The sequence below is a fragment of the Ruminococcus sp. YE282 genome (genome assembly GCA_900101355.1).
In the GTDB taxonomy this organism is placed as follows: domain Bacteria; phylum Bacillota; class Clostridia; order Oscillospirales; family Acutalibacteraceae; genus Ruminococcoides; species Ruminococcoides bromii_A.
On record FMUV01000028.1, the window covers coordinates 16,717 to 32,701 of the forward strand.

The 15,985-nt window shown below is 37.1% G+C and carries 17 protein-coding genes; 4 read left to right on the forward strand and 13 right to left on the reverse strand.

Annotation, left to right across the window (positions count from 1 at the left end; genetic code table 11):
- Positions 1–63 precede the first annotated feature (63 nt).
- From ispG to BLP46_RS09045, 12 genes are all read right to left on the reverse strand, one after another.
- The gene (ispG, locus tag BLP46_RS08995; RefSeq protein WP_092978334.1) at positions 64–1,107 is read right to left on the reverse strand and encodes a flavodoxin-dependent (E)-4-hydroxy-3-methylbut-2-enyl-diphosphate synthase; all 1,044 of its coding nucleotides are present in this window, start codon (positions 1,105–1,107) and stop codon (positions 64–66) included.
- A 10-nt stretch (positions 1,108–1,117) separates the two neighbouring features.
- The gene (gene rseP, locus BLP46_RS09000; RefSeq protein ID WP_092978335.1) at positions 1,118–2,503 is read right to left on the reverse strand and encodes an RIP metalloprotease RseP; all 1,386 of its coding nucleotides are present in this window, start codon (positions 2,501–2,503) and stop codon (positions 1,118–1,120) included.
- Between the two features lie 36 nt (positions 2,504–2,539).
- Complete coding sequence (locus BLP46_RS09005) at positions 2,540–3,688, reverse strand: 1-deoxy-D-xylulose-5-phosphate reductoisomerase (protein ID WP_092978337.1); 1,149 nt, start codon at positions 3,686–3,688, stop codon at positions 2,540–2,542.
- Between the two features lie 2 nt (positions 3,689–3,690).
- Positions 3,691–4,524, reverse strand: a complete 834-nt coding sequence (locus tag BLP46_RS09010) for a phosphatidate cytidylyltransferase (RefSeq protein ID WP_167669234.1) — start codon at positions 4,522–4,524, stop codon at positions 3,691–3,693.
- Between the two features lie 53 nt (positions 4,525–4,577).
- Positions 4,578–5,330, reverse strand: coding sequence for an undecaprenyl pyrophosphate synthase (gene uppS, locus BLP46_RS09015; RefSeq protein ID WP_092978339.1), 753 nt, complete (start codon positions 5,328–5,330; stop codon positions 4,578–4,580).
- Between the two features lies 1 nt (position 5,331).
- The gene (gene frr, locus BLP46_RS09020; RefSeq protein ID WP_092978340.1) at positions 5,332–5,886 is read right to left on the reverse strand and encodes a ribosome recycling factor; all 555 of its coding nucleotides are present in this window, start codon (positions 5,884–5,886) and stop codon (positions 5,332–5,334) included.
- Positions 5,887–5,927: 41 nt separating this feature from the next.
- Positions 5,928–6,641 carry a UMP kinase gene (pyrH, locus tag BLP46_RS09025; RefSeq protein ID WP_092978342.1) on the reverse strand — a complete coding sequence of 238 codons (714 nt, stop codon included), beginning with the start codon at positions 6,639–6,641 and terminating at the stop codon, positions 5,928–5,930.
- A gap of 165 nt (positions 6,642–6,806) precedes the next feature.
- Complete coding sequence (locus BLP46_RS09030) at positions 6,807–7,547, reverse strand: amino acid ABC transporter ATP-binding protein (RefSeq protein ID WP_092978344.1); 741 nt, start codon at positions 7,545–7,547, stop codon at positions 6,807–6,809.
- The gene (locus BLP46_RS13340) at positions 7,537–8,268 is read right to left on the reverse strand and encodes an amino acid ABC transporter permease (protein ID WP_173312052.1); all 732 of its coding nucleotides are present in this window, start codon (positions 8,266–8,268) and stop codon (positions 7,537–7,539) included. Before BLP46_RS13340 ends, BLP46_RS09030 begins: the two co-directional genes overlap by 11 nt.
- Before the next feature lie 63 nt (positions 8,269–8,331).
- On the reverse strand, positions 8,332–9,129 hold the full coding sequence (locus BLP46_RS13345) for a transporter substrate-binding domain-containing protein (protein WP_318259554.1): 798 nt from the start codon (positions 9,127–9,129) through the stop codon (positions 8,332–8,334).
- 133 nt (positions 9,130–9,262) lie between these two features.
- Positions 9,263–10,117: a DegV family protein gene (locus BLP46_RS09040; protein WP_092978346.1), complete on the reverse strand. Its 855-nt coding sequence runs from the start codon at positions 10,115–10,117 to the stop codon at positions 9,263–9,265.
- Between the two features lie 85 nt (positions 10,118–10,202).
- Positions 10,203–11,114 (reverse strand): LysR family transcriptional regulator, encoded by a 912-nt coding sequence (locus tag BLP46_RS09045; protein WP_092978348.1) that lies wholly within the window; start codon positions 11,112–11,114, stop codon positions 10,203–10,205.
- 246 nt (positions 11,115–11,360) lie between these two features.
- Here BLP46_RS09045 and fabF point away from each other — a divergent pair, with 246 nt between their 5' ends.
- The 4 genes from fabF (at position 11,361) to BLP46_RS09065 (ending at position 15,666) form a co-directional block, all read left to right on the forward strand.
- Entirely contained in the window at positions 11,361–12,581 is a 1,221-nt protein-coding gene (fabF, locus tag BLP46_RS09050) for a beta-ketoacyl-ACP synthase II (RefSeq protein WP_092978350.1), read from the forward strand.
- An 18-nt stretch (positions 12,582–12,599) separates the two neighbouring features.
- Entirely contained in the window at positions 12,600–14,261 is a 1,662-nt protein-coding gene (locus BLP46_RS09055; protein WP_092978351.1) for a class I adenylate-forming enzyme family protein, read from the forward strand.
- A 10-nt stretch (positions 14,262–14,271) separates the two neighbouring features.
- Complete coding sequence (locus tag BLP46_RS09060) at positions 14,272–14,694, forward strand: acyl-CoA thioesterase (protein WP_092978353.1); 423 nt, start codon at positions 14,272–14,274, stop codon at positions 14,692–14,694.
- 600 nt (positions 14,695–15,294) lie between these two features.
- Positions 15,295–15,666: a PDDEXK family nuclease gene (locus BLP46_RS09065; protein WP_207645228.1), complete on the forward strand. Its 372-nt coding sequence runs from the start codon at positions 15,295–15,297 to the stop codon at positions 15,664–15,666.
- A 59-nt stretch (positions 15,667–15,725) separates the two neighbouring features.
- Here the strand turns inward: BLP46_RS09065 and BLP46_RS09070 are convergent.
- Positions 15,726–15,985, reverse strand: a 260-nt coding sequence (locus tag BLP46_RS09070; RefSeq protein ID WP_143000478.1) for an IS3 family transposase, incomplete at its 5' end; no start/stop codon positions are given.

Consider the following 15,985-nt stretch of genomic DNA (forward strand, 5'->3'; position numbering starts at 1 on the left):
ATTCCTTATAAATTCAAATCTAATTTAGAATTTTTTTAAAAAATAATGTATATTCAAATACGATTAAAGTTTATTAACCTCATCAATAAGTGCATCAACAAGTTTATCCTCAGGAACTTTGTAAAGAATTTCACCCTTTTTGAAGACGAGACCACACCCGTCGCCGCCTGCTATTCCGATATCAGCTTCGCGAGCTTCTCCGGGACCGTTCACTACACAGCCCATAACAGCTACTTTTATATTTTTATTGCAGTCTCTGAGTCTTTCCTCAACCTCACCTGCAATTTTTACGAGGTCAATTCTTGTTCTGCCGCAGGTTGGACATGAAACAAACTGTATTCCGCTTTTATCAATATCAAGTGCTTTCAATATATCTTTTGCAGCATAAACTTCACGCACAGGGTCGGCGGTAAGAGATACACGGATAGTGTCGCCGATTCCGTGCAACAAAAGCGAACCTATACCGGCTGAAGATTTTATAAGTCCCATACGTTCAGTTCCCGCTTCGGTAACACCGAGATGAAGCGGATAGTCGCATTGCTGAGAAGCAAGCTCATAAGCCTTTATCATAGTCGAAACAGTTGAGCTTTTCATTGACAAAACTATATCGTGAAAATCAAATTTTTCTAAAAGCGAAGCATGATACAGTGCGCTGTCGCACAATGCCTGCGGAGTCGGATGACCGTACTTGGCAAGGATATCTTTTTCGAGCGAACCTGAATTAACACCGATGCGAATAGGAATATTTCTTGCCTTGCAAGCCTGTGCTACCGCCTTAACCATATCGTCTGAGCCAATGTTGCCCGGGTTAATACGTATTTTATCCACTCCGGCTGCACATGCTTCAAGCGCAAGCTTATAATTAAAGTGTATATCCGCAACAATCGGAACATCTACTGCCTCTTTTAAAGCCGGAATCAACTTTACCGCATCCATATTCGGGATTGCTGCTCTAATAATCTGACATCCTGCGGCTTCAAGCCTTTTGGCCTGATTTACAGAACCTTCTATATCTGTTGACGGAATATTCAGCATTGACTGTATAGAAACATCTGCACCACCGCCGATTTTTATATTTCCTGCTTTTACCTGAATTTTACTGCTCATATTTCCTCCGTCAGCTCATTCCCGGCATTGTTCCGGTTATAAGCTGCCATACATCTTTAAATGATATTACAATCATAAACAAAATTAAAATTATTAAGCCTGCTGCATTTACAACCTGTTCCACCTTACGTGGAATCGGTTTGCGGAAAATTCCCTCAATAAGCAGGAATAAAAATCTTCCGCCGTCAAGTGCCGGAAACGGTAACATATTAACAATACCAAGATTGACAGTAATCAGAATCATTACAAATAAGATGTTTTTTACAGCACTCAAGAATCCTGTTTCAAGTCCCTTTGAAGCCACTGTTGTAACTGCTGTTGCAATGCCGACAGGGCCTGACAAATCAGTAAAAGTAAAACGTCCCTGAACAAGCCATACGAGTGATGTCCAAACAGTTTTAGCCATAGAACAGGTTCCTGTAAATGTTTGTTCAATTACAGAGCCAAAATTTTTATCTATGCTTTCAAGATAAAAATCAAAAGCCAAAGACGGCGAATCATTTTCTTTTGCTTTTTCGTCTGCGTAATAAGTGTATAACTGAACATCGCTGATTTTTACTTTTTCTCCGTTACGAATTACCGTAAAGTCAGTAGAAAATCTTTTGCGAGTATCTTTTTCAATAATTTGAGGATTATCATAATCGTAGTTTGAATTTTCAAAATATCCGTAAATATTTTTTAATCCCTCAAGCAAATACCCATATGCCTCATCTTTTGTTGCAGCGTCGTTGATTTTGGCACACGAATCCTGAAGAACTCCGTAAAAATCTTTTAATGTATCACTATCGGGATTTTCATCGGCAACAACCTTTTTATAGGCATTACAAGCTTCAATTGTACAGTCCTGCTTATATATTTCAACAGAATGTCCGTCAACTTCCTGACATTTTAAAGTCGCAAGACTAAATTGCAAATCACGTGAATTCCAAATTGAATAGCCGTTGACATCTACAATTTTGTCGCCTGCTTTCAGACCGCAATTAGCAGAAAAGGAGTTTGGCACAAACTCCTGAATTGTGGTTGAGGCATAACTGTCTGCCTGAACGGTATATACAAACATAAGAAGAAAGCCGAGAATAATATTCATAACAGCACCTGCTATGATTATTATCATTCTCTTCCATATTTTTGCATTATTAAAAGCACGGGGATTATCGCTTTCTTCGTCCTCACCTTCCATTGCACAGTAACCGCCGATTGGAAATAATCTAAAGGAATACATGGTTTCACCCTTGGTAAATCCAAAAAGCCTTGGACCCATACCAAGTGCAAACTCATTGACCTTTACACCTGAAAGCTTTGCGATAATAAAATGACCGAGTTCGTGTGAAAAAATAATCAGTTCAAAAAGAAAGATACCGATTATTATTAAGGCTATGATAATTAATACCTGCATTAAAATAATTCAACTCCAAAATAAATTACCGCAAAATCACTTTACAATATCAATAACATACTGTCTTGCAAGCGCATCGGCTTTTAAAACATCATCAACGCACTTTGGTTCAAAGTTTGTAATATTATCAACTGCACTCATAACCAAATCGCCTATCTCAAGGAAAGAAACTTTTCCATCTCTGAAAAGCATATTTGCCACCTCATTTGCTCCGTTTGCAATTGCAGTCGCAACTCCGCCTGCATCAATTGCTTTTTTGCAAGCACGTAGACATTTAAATGTGTTGTAATCCGGTTCAAAGAATGTAAGTTTACCAATCTGCGCCAAATTAAGTTCGTCGACAGGCGATTCATATCTTTTGGGATATGTAATTGCATACTGAATGGGGATTCTCATATCAGGAAGACCAAGTTGCGCAATTACCGAATTATCATTATATTCTATCATAGAATGAATAATACTCTCACGGTGGACAACGACGTCAATATCCTTTGCCGGGACATTGAACAACCATCTTGCTTCTATTATCTCAAGTCCCTTATTCATCATTGTAGCAGAGTCAATTGTGATTTTTGCACCCATACTCCAGTTTGGATGGTTTAAGGCTTGCTCAACCGTAACGTTCTTTAAATCTTCCACTGTCTTACCGAAGAACGGACCGCCCGAAGCGGTTAAAATCAATTTTTTAAGAAATTTTTTATCCGGCATTCCCTGAATACATTGAAAGATAGCGGAGTGTTCGCTATCAACAGGCAGCAATCTTACACCGTTATTTTTAACCGCATCTGTTACAAGCGCACCGCCTGCAACCAATGTTTCTTTATTGGCAAGAGCTATGTCTTTTTTTGCTTGGGCCGCAGCAAGCGTCGGTTGTAACCCAACCATTCCAACAACTGAATTAACAATCAGCTGCGCTTGTTTTATCTGAGAGGCTGCAATAAGACCGTTCATTCCGCTTAATACTTTAGTTTCGGTATCGCTTATATTAACTTTAAATTCTTTTGCCTTTTCTTCATCAAAAACAACAGCAAGCAAAGGTTTGTATTTTCGCACCTGTTCTTCAAGCTTTTTTATATTGCCAAAGGCAGTCAGTGCAGAAACATTTAAACCGAGCTTATCGACAACATCAAGAGTTTGAGTGCCGATTGAACCTGTTGAACCTAAAATAGAAATGTTATTAATCATAATTACCCCAGTGTTATAAAAGGTATAAATTGACCTACCAAAATAATAGCAGGTGCTGTAAAAATTATGCTGTCACATCTGTCAAGCATTCCGCCGTGTCCCGGAAAAATAGAACCGTAATCTTTTATATTAAGACTGCGTTTAATAAGAGAAAAGCTCAGGTCACCGAGTATGGATAGCGGAGCATCAATAAAACCAAGAAGCGCAAGTGCCCACAGATTAATCGTAACATCAGGCATAATAATATATTGGAATACAAGTCCCATCAATACAGCGGATAAGATGCAGAAAATCACGCCGCCTATTGCGCCCTCTATTGTCTTCTTTGGGCTGATGTTGGGGCAAAGTTTGTGTGTGCCAAATGCAGCTCCAATAAAAAATCCGCCGGCATCTGCCATCCATGGCAATAAGAAAGCAAGAATAAAGTAAAAAATCACAGTTCTTTTATCATTGCACATAACGGCAATAGAACTCATACCAAATGATATGAGAAGCGTACCGAATAAAGAATATGAAAGGTCATGGTATGTCAGCTTTTTATGACTCATAATTATAACGAAAAATCCGATTATCATTACCGCATACAAAATTAAATGCAGATATTGAGTCATAATTACAAGCGGAAGAACAAAAGCAAAAGCCATACAGGGAATTGAAAGCGGATAACTTTTGAGCAAATTTTTAGCATGCAAATATTCCCCGGTCATAAAAGCCGAACAGGCTCCGATTACCATTATTCCAATAATCGGACTCAGATATACCGAAGCAAACATTATAATTAACATTGCCGATATGCCTACTACTGCAGTCAGCAAACGTGGTTTTAATGATTTCATACACATCAACTTTCTTTAAAAGATACGCCTTTGTTTTTCAAAGAAAAAGCAAATTATACTCCACCGTAACGTCTGCTTCGGTGAGAATAAATTCTCAATGCTTCATCCAAATCAGATTTTTGAAAATCCGGCCAGAGCTTATTCATAATAACAAACTCTGTGTAAGCAGCTTGCCACAACATAAAATTAGATATTCTGTATTCGCCGCTTGGTCTGATAATTAAATCCGGGTCAGGTTGACCGGCTGTGTACAGGTAATTTGAAATTAGACTTTCATTAATATCGGAATCTGAGATTTTACCTTGTTTTACATCCGCACAAATATTTTTTACAGCCCTGACAATTTCGTCTCTGCTTCCGTAATTCATTGCAATGTTGAGAACCATTCCGCTGCGGTTCTTTGAGCTTCCTTCGTTCTCAATCATAAGCTGCTGCAAATCTTCGGTGAAATGTGATTTATCTCCGATAAATTTTACAATAATATCATCATCTTTAAAGTCACTTAGAGCTTCCTCCAAATATGACTTAAACAGCTTCATCAAAGAATTTACTTCATCCTGCGGTCGTTTCCAATTTTCCGTTGAAAAAGCATAAACAGTTAGATACTTGATGCCTACCTCAGAACAATAACGGGTTATCTTGCGAAAAGTCTTTGCTCCTTCGGAGTGCCCTGCCTTTCGCGGAAGACCACGTCTTTTTGCCCAACGCCCATTGCCGTCCATAATAATACCAACGTGGACAGGAAGCTGTATATCAGACAAGTCAGCGCTGTGATTTTCCTCTTTATTTCTTGAAAAGAAAGCCATATTACATCTCCAAAATTTCTTTTTGCTTATCTGCTGAAATTTTATCAATATTCTTGACAAATTTATCTGTCAAATCCTGAGTTTTCTTCTCGCCGAGCTTCAAATCATCTTCTGTCAAATCGCCTGTCTTTTTCATAGCTTTTAACTTTTCAATTGTGTCACGTCTGACGTTTCTGATTTGAACCTTTGTTTCTTCGGCAATCTTCTGAACGTCCTTAACGATTTCCTTACGTCTGTCCTCAGTAAGCGGTGGAAAAATAAGTCTGATGATTTTTCCGTCATTCTGAGGATTAATGCCGATATCAGAAGTCTGAATTGCTTTTTCTACTTGTTTGAGAACCGAAGCGTCCCAAGGCTGAATTGTAAGAGTGCGAGCTTCTGTTACCGAAACAGCAGCAAGCTGATTTACAGGTGTAGGGGTGCCGTAATAATCAACTTTAATTTTATCAAGAACAGCCGGATTTGCTCTTCCGGCTCTTATTTCTGAAAAGTCCTGACACATATGGTCAAGTCTTCTGTTCATTCTTTCCTCAGCCTTTTTTAATTGTTCTTGCATACTTTATGCCTCCTAAATTCTAAATTTAAAGTGTCAAATTATTAATCTTCGCTGTTTACGACAGTACCGATATTTTCGCCGCATACTGCCTTGTAAATGTTTTCGGGGTCGTCAATGCTGAAAACCAAAATCGGAATATTGTTATCCTTGCAAAGTGAAGCAGCTGTGCTGTCCATTACGGCAAGGTCTTTGTTCAAAACTTCGTGATATGAAACGGTATCATATTTTTTAGCATTAGGGTTAGTTTTTGGGTCGCTGTCATAAACGCCGTCAACCATTGTTGCTTTCATAATAATATCAGCTTCCATTTCCGCAGCTCTTAAAGCAGCAGCGGTATCTGTGCTGAAAAACGGATTTCCGGTTCCGCAGCCAAAGATTACAACTCTTCCCTTTTCAAGGTGACGGATAGCCTTATTTCTTATATACGGCTCAGCAACCTGATGCATGGAAATAGCAGTCTGAACTCTTACAACAACATCAAGCTGCTCCAAAGCGTCGGCAACGCCCAAAGCATTGATAGCGGTTGCAAGCATTCCCATATGGTCTGCTCTTGTTCTGTCCATTTCTCCTGAACTTCTGCCGCGCCAAAAATTACCGCCGCCTACAACAATTGCTACCTCAACACCTGCGTCAACACATTTTTTTATCGGCTCGCAAATCTTAAGGACCGTATCAAAATCAATTCCGTGTTTTAAATTACCCGCAAGTGACTCACCGGAAAGTTTTAGCAATACTCTTTTATACTTTGGTTTCATAGTATAACACCCCACTATATTATAAGTATCTATATAATACAATATATTGTGCGTTTTGTAAAGGAAAACAAGGGATATTTTGCTAAATTGTGTTTATATAAAGTTAAATATAAACAAATAACACGGTATACTCTCGCATACCGTGTTAATAAAAATTATAATACTTTATAATACTTTTGACAAAAAATCTTTTAATCTCGGGTTCTTTGGATTAGCAAAAAATTCTTTTGGTTCGCCTTGCTCAACGATTACGCCGTTGTCTACAAATGCCACGTTAGTACCAACTTCGCGAGCAAATCCCATTTCGTGCGTAACTACAACCATTGTCATACCTTCTTTTGCAAGCTGCTTCATTACCTCAAGAACTTCACCAACCATCTCTGGGTCAAGTGCCGAAGTAGGTTCATCAAAAAGCATAACGTCAGGATTCATACAAAGCGCTCTTACAATGGCAATTCTTTGCTTTTGACCTCCGGAAAGCTGAGAAGGATAAGCGTCAGCTCTGTCTGCGAGTCCGACACGCTTCAAAAGTCTCATTGCGTTCTCATTTGCCTCTTCTTTGCTTTGCTTTAACAGCTTTATCGGTCCGAGAGTCATATTTTTCAGAACCGTCATATGCGGAAAAAGATTATACTGCTGAAAAACCATTCCTATCTTTTGACGGTGAAGATTTATGTTTACCGATGGGTCGGTGATATCTGTACCCTCAAAACATATTGTGCCTGATGTGGGCTCTTCAAGAAGATTAAGACAACGCAAAAACGTTGATTTACCTGAACCTGACGCACCAATTACAACCATTACGTCGCCCTTGTGAATTTCTGCATTGATTCCTTTAAGTACTTCAACGTTGCCAAATGACTTGCACAGATTGTCAACCTTTATTAATACATTATCAGTGGTCACTGTTACGCAACCTCCTCTCAAGCTTTTTAAGCAGGAACGTCAAAATGAGCACTATAATCAAATATATAAGTGCAACTGTAATAAGCGGGAAAAACGCCTCATAAGTTCTTGAACGAATCAGGTTTCCTACATATGTCAAATCCTGCAAAGCGACATAGCCTGCAACCGAAGTCTCTTTAACAAGCACAATAAATTCATTTCCAAGTGCAGGAAGTATATTTTTAAAGGCTTGCGGCAGTATTATGTGAATCATCGTACTGCTGTAATTAAAGCCAAGCGAGCGACTTGCCTCAAATTGTCCTTTGTCAATAGACATAATGCCTGAGCGCACTATTTCAGCGACATATGCACCGGAATTTATACCAAATGAAAGTATAGCCGCAAAAATACCGTTACGTGATGAAGCAAAAACGATAAAATACATAATCATCAGCTGAATTACAACCGGCGTGCCTCTGATTATCGTTATGTAAATATTACAAAGAAAATTCAAAAACTTAAGAATAAAGTCGCTGAAATTTCTGCATTTTTTGCCCTGAACCGTCATATCGTGCGTTGAACGTATAACAGCAATCAAAAAGCCGAGAACCAAACCGATTAAAGCGGCAAATATAGTAATTTGTACCGTAACGCCCAAGCCGTTTAAAAGTTGGAGCCATCGGTCATCGGTTATGAAAGTTTTTTCAAAACTTGACGAAATCTCAGAAAAAAAATCCTGCATATTAATATCCCTTTACATAATCAGCAGCCGACTACCGTAGATAATCAGCTGCTAAACGAATTATTATTTATTTACGATTATAACCTGTGTAGCTGTTGTGTATGAATCGGTAAAGTTAATTGTCTGAAGTCTCTCATCTGTTACTGTCATACCTGCCATACCAAAATCAGCCTTTCCTGTTTGAACAGCAGTAACAATTGCATCGAAATCCATATCATCAATAACGAGCTTATAACCGAGCTTATCGCAAATTGCCTGTGCTGTCATAGCGTCAATTCCGACAATCTGATCTCCGTCATAATATTCATAGGGCTCAAAGAATGCGTTTGTTGCCATGTGGAGTTCACCGTTTGGATATTCAGTTCCGTCAGGAGTTTTATATGGTGACTTGCCCTTTGTATCGTCACCGATATAATTTTTCATAATGCTATCCAGTGTTCCATCCTGTTTAAGCTCTGCAAGAGTCTTATTAATGTCATTAAGGAGCTTTTCGTTATCTTTTGCAACACAGATTGCATAATCTTCCTTTGCAAAAGGTTCGTCAAGAATCTTAAGACCGTCATTTGCTTCAACAAAAGCTTTTGCAGGTTCATTATCAATAATTACGGCGTCAATTTTACCGCTTGTCAATGCGACAATTGCATCAGCACCTTTGTTATAACGCTCAATTTTAGAACCCTGCTTTTCATATTCGTCGGTAGCATAAATGTCACCAGTTGTTCCAAGCTGAACACCGATTGATTTACCTATCAAATCATCAGCAGTAGTGATTTTTGCAGAATCCTCACCACAGCCTGAAAATGCGATTGCAGATGTACAAAGCATTGCAGCAGCCAACAAGGCAGATAAAAGTTTTTTCATTTTAAATATTCCTCTCTCAATTTATAATAATACTAATATATCAGAAAAGAGGCGAAAAATCAAGTAATATGTTATATTCTGAATAATTAATCATATATATCCCAAGTAACAATTTATTAATTCTGTATAAGAATTAAAGTTTACCTTTTCTGATGAATAGAACTCCGAGAGTGTTCGGCCCGCAATGAGTAGTAACCGTACATCCTGCGCGTGTTTCAATTACCTCTTTAAAATCAGGAGCTATTTTGTTGATTTTTTCTTTTACCCTTTCCACTACTTCCGTCTTGCAACCTGTGTGAGTAATAAATATACGATTTTTTATTATGTCATCTCTTCCTGCAAGTCTGTCATTTACATAATCAAGAATTACTTTATCAATATTTCCTCTATATTTTTTAGACGGTTTCATTTTACCGTCAACCACATCTATTCCGGGTTTTAGTTTAAGTAGATTTGCACCGAATGCTGCAAGTGCGGAACAACGGCCGCCCTTATGCAAAAAATCAATACTGTCTACAACAAAGCTTGCTTCAACACGAGTTGCTGCTTCATTACAGGCCGATTGAACTTCTTCTGCCGAATAACCTTCTTTAATCATATCCGCTCCGTAAAGCACCACAAGTCCTTCACCGGTTGAGAGATTCCTTGTGTCAACCACATAAATGTCGTCAAATTCGTTTGCTGCCACACACGCATTTTGGTATGAACTTGAACAATCTTTGCTAATGCAAAAACACATAATTTGATACCCAAGTTGATTCCAGTGCCTGAACACTTTAATATAATCGTCAATATTCGGAGCTGCGGTTTTGGCAAGATTTCCTGTTTTTGACACATAATCATAAATGTCGTCTGGGGTGACTTCAACACCATCTTTAAACATCTTATTGCCCATAGATATATAAAGAGGTACTAAAGATATGTCATATTTTTCAAGTAAGTCTTTTGAAAGGTCGCAAGTACTGTCAGCAATGATTTTAATTTTCATAATACAACTCCAATATTGTTTTGATTTTATCATTATTATTACAAATTGTGTTTGAAATAATTGATTTCGGATTTGACTGAGAATTTTATAAGCCAAAAATATCTTCATCACCTTTAGCAAAGTTATTTGCAACATTTAAGAATAATCTTGCAACAGGGTTTGAAATACTTTTTGACCAAGCCATAACATATGGAACACCTGTATCAGTATCTTCAATTAAAATGGTCTTTGTGTGCTCGTTGGTTAAATATTCTGCAAGTGATTTTGGAATGATAGTAACACCAACACCTGCATTCACTCCGATATATAATGATATTAGGTCATTATACGTACTTTCAATTGTAGGAGAAATATGGAATGTACGCAGCAAATCCATTATTTCCATATATATTATAGGAACTATTGATTCAGACAAAAGCAACAATTTTTCATCTGCAAGCTCACTGAAACTGATACTGTCACGTTTTCCAAACTTTCCGTCCTTTGAAGCTATGACTACCAACGGTTCAGTGTGTGTTAATACAGAATCAATTTCCGTATTTTCTGGTAACATATCGCGCGGCATAAAACAAAATTCATATTCCTCGCCGATTATATTTTGAGTAATGTTATTAACGTCAAGTTGACATAGGTCAATCGTAACACCTGAATAATTATTGTTAAACTCTGCAATACATTTTGACGGAAAGCTCAATGAGGTAGCGTCGCTTGCAATGGTCAACTTTCCGTTTCCGCCGTCACGCATCTGTTTAATTACATTTTTTGCCTTGTTTAAAGTTTCAACTGTATCAATAGCATACGGCAAAAGAGTTTTTCCCTCGTTAGTAATCACTACATCACGGTGTGACCGAGTAAAAAGTTTAACTCCGAATTCCTTTTCAAGGTCGCTGACATAACGGCTTACCGTTGATTGCGATACATAATTTCGCCGTGCAGCTTCTGAAAAATTAAGAGTTTGCGCCACTGAAATAAAGTATACAAGTTGATTAATGTCCATAAAGACTCTTCTTTCGTTTTATTATAAATTTTATAAAACATCCTGCGAACTCGATTTAATATCAAAATTGCATTATATTATGCAGAAAATGGTAAAACCACCAAGTTGACAGCTATTTTTGCATTACAGCGTATGTTGAAATCTTCAATATCATCTGTTATAATTTAAATATAGCATAACAATATGCAAAATGTAAATAGCTATTTTAATTTTAGTAAATTTTAGCAAATGGAGATTCTGTATTTTATGGAAAAAATTGTAGTTACAGGTATGGGCGCAGTTACGCCCGTTGGCATCGGAGTTGATACTTATTGGAAAAATATTACTTCGGGCGTGTCGGGAATTGACACTATAAAATCTTTTGATACATCAGACCTTGCTGTTCAAATTGCAGGTGAAATCAAAAACTTCGTTCCATCAGATTACTTACCTAAGGACTTAATAAGAAAGACAGACCCTTTTATGCAATATGCGTACATTGCAGCAGAGGAAGCAATTAAACAAAGTAATATTGATATAGTTCCGGAACGAACGGGAATTACTATGGGAACAGCAATGAGCGGTATTGCGACAACAGCATTCACACAGGACGCACTTTCGGGTGCTTCTCATAAAAAGGTAGGTCCGAGATTCATTCCTAAAATTCTTGGAAACATTGCTGCCGCAAACATATCTATAAACTACAATATACAAGGTCCGAGCTTTACAATAAGTACAGCCTGCTCATCGGGCGGAGACGCAATTAATATGGCATGTATGTGTATTCAATCAGGCAAAGCGGATGTTATGATTGCCGTTGGTGCAGAATCAGTACTTTGCCCTCTCGTAATCTATTCCCTTGCTAATGCAAAAGCCCTTTCAAGAAGGAACGATACACCAAAAACCGCAAGCAGACCATTTGATATAACTCGTGACGGATTCGTAATCGGCGAAGGCGGCGGAGCACTTGTAATTGAAACAGAGGCACACGCACTTGCCCGCGGAGCAAAAATATATGCTGAAATAAAATCCTGCGGCAACACAAGCGATGCTTACCACGTTACCGCACCGCACCCGGAAGGCAGAGGCGCAATTGCATGTATGAAACAGGCGTTATCTGATGCAAAACTCAGCCCATCTGATATCGGGTATATAAACGCACACGGTACTGCAACAAATAAGGGCGACGCAGTTGAAATTGAAGCAATTAAAAATATTTTTACCGATAAATTGCCATTTGTAAGTTCCACTAAAGGAGCTACCGGTCACATGATGGGCGCAGGCGGAATCACAGAAACAATTGCTTGTATAAAAACTATTGAAACGGGAATTATTCCGCCAACAATTAATCTTAACGAAGTTGACCCTGAGTGTTCGGGAGTTGATCTTGTGGCAAACACTGCCAAAAAGGCTGAAATTAACTATGCCATGTCAAATGCTTTCGGCTTTGGTGGTCAAAATTCAAGCGTAATTGTAGGAAAATATTGATTTCAGGAGGAACATTCTATGAATTTAACATATGACAGCACAATGTTTAAACAGACATTTGAAAGTGAATTTACCTGGCTTAATGGGTTTATGCGTAATGTAAGACGTTTTGGATATAAAAATGCAGCTGTTTTTCCCGCCGGAAACAAAAGTTGGACATATGAACAGCTTAATGCCGAAAGCAACAAACTTGCAAACACATTAAACGCAAACGGGGTAAAAAAAAGCGATATTGTCCTGATGCAGCTTTTTAATTCGCCTGAATTTCTTTTTGGCTATATTGCACCGCAAAAAATCGGTGCTATCTCTAATCCGATTAATTTTAATCTTTCTCCGGGAGAAACTGCTGAAATAATGGAGCATAATAAGCCTAAGGTTTATATGTATGATTCAGAAGTTGTTCAAACTGCTGTTAAAGCAATTGAACTGTGTAAACACAAACCGTCAATTATTGTTGCTGTAAATAATTCCAAAAAGGAATTTAATCTTCCTGAAGGTCACATTCTATATGATGATTTTGTTAAAAACGGCAATAAAGATAATCCTCCGATAGATTTTGCACCTCACATATATGATGAAGTTGTCAGGCTTCAAACTTCCGGAACTACGGGAACTCCAAAAGGTGTGCCTCTTAATAATGTTAATGAAGTTTTATCCGCTCATGACGTTATTATGCATTTTCCTATAAATCCTACTGATGTTACAATGAATATGACTCCATGGTTTCATCGCGGCGGACTTCATTCCGGTGGTCCTACACCAACATTGTATGCCGGTGCCTCATTGGTTATAATGCGCACTTTTAATCCGAAAGTTTGTATGGAATATGTTGAGAAATATAAAATTACCTTTATGACAGGTGTTCCGTCAATTCTCACTTTGCTTGCTACAAGGCAGGAAAAACACCCTAAGGATTTGTCTTCGCTTAAGGGAATTGTAACAATGGGCAGTCCTCTTGAAAAGGAAGCTTGTATTCGTTTTCAGAAAGTTCTCACACCAAATATTTTTAACGGTTACGGAACTACCGAAACATTTTGGAATACTTTTTTACGCCCGTTTGATTTACCTGAAATGTCCGGTACATCGGGTCGTTCATGCACTGATGACGAAGTAAGAGTAGTTAAAGTATATGATGACAAAAAAGCGGAGCCTGACGAAACAGTCCCGACAGATAATACCGTTGAGGGAGAAATTATTATAAAAAGCCCCGGAAAGTCAACCTATTGCTATGTCAACAATGAAAAATCAACCAAAGAAAAATTCTATAAAGGTTGGATGTATACAGGTGACATCGGAACTTGGGATTCAAAGCAGTATATTACTATTGCCGGCAGAAAAGATGATATGATTATTTGTAAAGGCGAAAACATCTATCCTGCACGAATTGAAGAAGTAATAAATTGCAATGAAAAAGTTAGTGAGTGTATTGTTACAGGTGTTCCTGACAGCACACGAGGTGAATCAATTGCAGCTTATGTAATTAAAGCAGACGAAAGTTTGACTATTGATGAACTTCATGATTATTGCTCATCTTCCCCAAATCTGTCAAAGCATCAAATACCCAAATATTATCGTTTTGTAAACGAGCTCCCGCATACTGCAACAGGCAAAAAGCAGCATTTTATAATTAAAAATCAGGCCAAACAGGATCTTGCCAATGGACTTTTAACAAGAAAGTAAAGGTGAAATTTTGGATAATAAATACTATGTACGCAAAGTAAACTATTATGAAACTGACAGAATGGGAATTGTTCATCATTCTAATCATATAAGATATTTTGAAGAGGCCAGAATCAATTTTATGAATAAGATTGGCTGCGACGTAATGGAATTGGAAAATAAAGGTGTTATTATTCCTAACGTTGATGCATATGCAAAATATATAAAGCCGATTAGATTTGATGATGATATATACATTGAGGTAAAGCTTGTAAAATTCAACGGTGCCTTAATGGAATATAATTACACAATAAGATTTTGCAGCGATGATACTATTGCTGCCACAGGCCATACTGCACATTGCTTTGTCGGAGAAGATTTTAAACCTATTACCATTAGAAAAAAATATCCGGATTTTTACAATCGACTAATATCTGTCCTCACTAAAGAATAAAATATGGCTATACATCAACTATATTTTTACTTTTATGTTGAGGCAAAACTGAAAAATGAATAATTAATTTAATCAGGCGGTAGTTATTAAGCTATCGCCTGAATTTGTTATTGATTAAGTTACTGTTTTTCTCTGACCTACATGTTTATATTGTAGAAAAAATTTTAATGCTATTTACCTGATAATTATATTATGTTAATTTAGGTGCTTTTCATAAAAATATTTATCTTTTATTTTAGATTCCTTTAATTTATTAATCTTGTATATTATAATATTTAACAATAAAAATTGAATACAAATTGGATTTCCTGTAAAAACCGCCATTATTTGTGTGGCATAGTATAAGTTTAACTTAAAAACACCGAAATCAAACCTTATTAACATCCTTTCAGAAGTATTTGGTGTTTTGCCGCTAAATCTGTGCTTGTAATCAATATTGACAGTTGTTTTTACACTTAAAGATTCTCTATGTAGTTTCAATATTGATACGATTGGAGGTATGAATTGCAAGGATTAATTATTTTTGCTTGACAAGAATAAGCTAAAAAGCGATGAGATTTTAAAGAAAAAATATAACTATCAAAAAATGAGGTAATAGCCATGCTATATAAATTAAATAAAAACACAAATTGTAATAATTACTCAAAGGTTAAAAGGGTTACCCTATCGGATATTGGTTGGAAAGAAAAAGATCTTGAAAACCTTATTTCTAATAATATTCAAGATTTCATTTCTTCAAATGACCTTATGGCTATTTTTACTGAACGAGCTCGACAAGAAGAGCCCGATATACTTGCTCTTGATAAGGAAGGCGATTTATACATATTTGAACTCAAGCGTTGGTCCGGAAAGCAAGAAAATTTATTACAAGTACTACGATATGGGCAACTGTTTGGAAAAAGTACTTACGATGAATTGAATTGTTTTTATCAAAAATATCAAGATAACAAAAAAGCCAACCTTGCACTTTGAACTGCTCCAAATTGTACGGACAGTACAAAAACAGACCAAATGTTAGAAAATATTAAATTTTAAGCAACATACTGACATCGCTTTTCAAGTGGTGTCAGTTTTGTTTTGAGTTGAATTCTATGGTTGTTGTAGAAATGAATATACTCACTTAAGATGAGGCGTGCCTCCTCATAAGTTTTGAGCTTGGTTCTGTAAATACATTCGGTTTTGAGAATTGAAAAGAAATTTTCTGCTAAAGCATTGTCATATGGGTTACCACGTCTTGACATTGAAGGCGTAATGCCGTAAGATTTAGTTAGGTTAAAATATGCTTGTGATG

What these genes read in the sequence shown, in the direction of transcription:
- BLP46_RS09010 (WP_167669234.1), bottom strand. Translation starts at nt 4,524, where the DNA reads ATGAAATCATTAAAACCACGTTTGCTGACTGCAGTAGTAGGCATATCG.
- BLP46_RS13340 (WP_173312052.1), bottom strand. Translation starts at nt 8,268, where the DNA reads ATGCAGGATTTTTTTTCTGAGATTTCGTCAAGTTTTGAAAAAACTTTC.
- pyrH (WP_092978342.1), bottom strand. Translation starts at nt 6,641, where the DNA reads ATGAAACCAAAGTATAAAAGAGTATTGCTAAAACTTTCCGGTGAGTCA.
- BLP46_RS09040 (WP_092978346.1), bottom strand. Translation starts at nt 10,117, where the DNA reads ATGAAAATTAAAATCATTGCTGACAGTACTTGCGACCTTTCAAAAGAC.
- BLP46_RS09045 (WP_092978348.1), bottom strand. Translation starts at nt 11,114, where the DNA reads ATGGACATTAATCAACTTGTATACTTTATTTCAGTGGCGCAAACTCTT.
- BLP46_RS13345 (WP_318259554.1), bottom strand. Translation starts at nt 9,129, where the DNA reads ATGAAAAAACTTTTATCTGCCTTGTTGGCTGCTGCAATGCTTTGTACA.
- BLP46_RS09055 (WP_092978351.1), top strand. Translation starts at nt 12,600, where the DNA reads ATGAATTTAACATATGACAGCACAATGTTTAAACAGACATTTGAAAGT.
- BLP46_RS09005 (WP_092978337.1), bottom strand. Translation starts at nt 3,688, where the DNA reads ATGATTAATAACATTTCTATTTTAGGTTCAACAGGTTCAATCGGCACT.
- BLP46_RS09065 (WP_207645228.1), top strand. Translation starts at nt 15,295, where the DNA reads ATGCTATATAAATTAAATAAAAACACAAATTGTAATAATTACTCAAAG.
- frr (WP_092978340.1), bottom strand. Translation starts at nt 5,886, where the DNA reads ATGCAAGAACAATTAAAAAAGGCTGAGGAAAGAATGAACAGAAGACTT.
- ispG (WP_092978334.1), bottom strand. Translation starts at nt 1,107, where the DNA reads ATGAGCAGTAAAATTCAGGTAAAAGCAGGAAATATAAAAATCGGCGGT.
- uppS (WP_092978339.1), bottom strand. Translation starts at nt 5,330, where the DNA reads ATGGCTTTCTTTTCAAGAAATAAAGAGGAAAATCACAGCGCTGACTTG.
- fabF (WP_092978350.1), top strand. Translation starts at nt 11,361, where the DNA reads ATGGAAAAAATTGTAGTTACAGGTATGGGCGCAGTTACGCCCGTTGGC.
- rseP (WP_092978335.1), bottom strand. Translation starts at nt 2,503, where the DNA reads ATGCAGGTATTAATTATCATAGCCTTAATAATAATCGGTATCTTTCTT.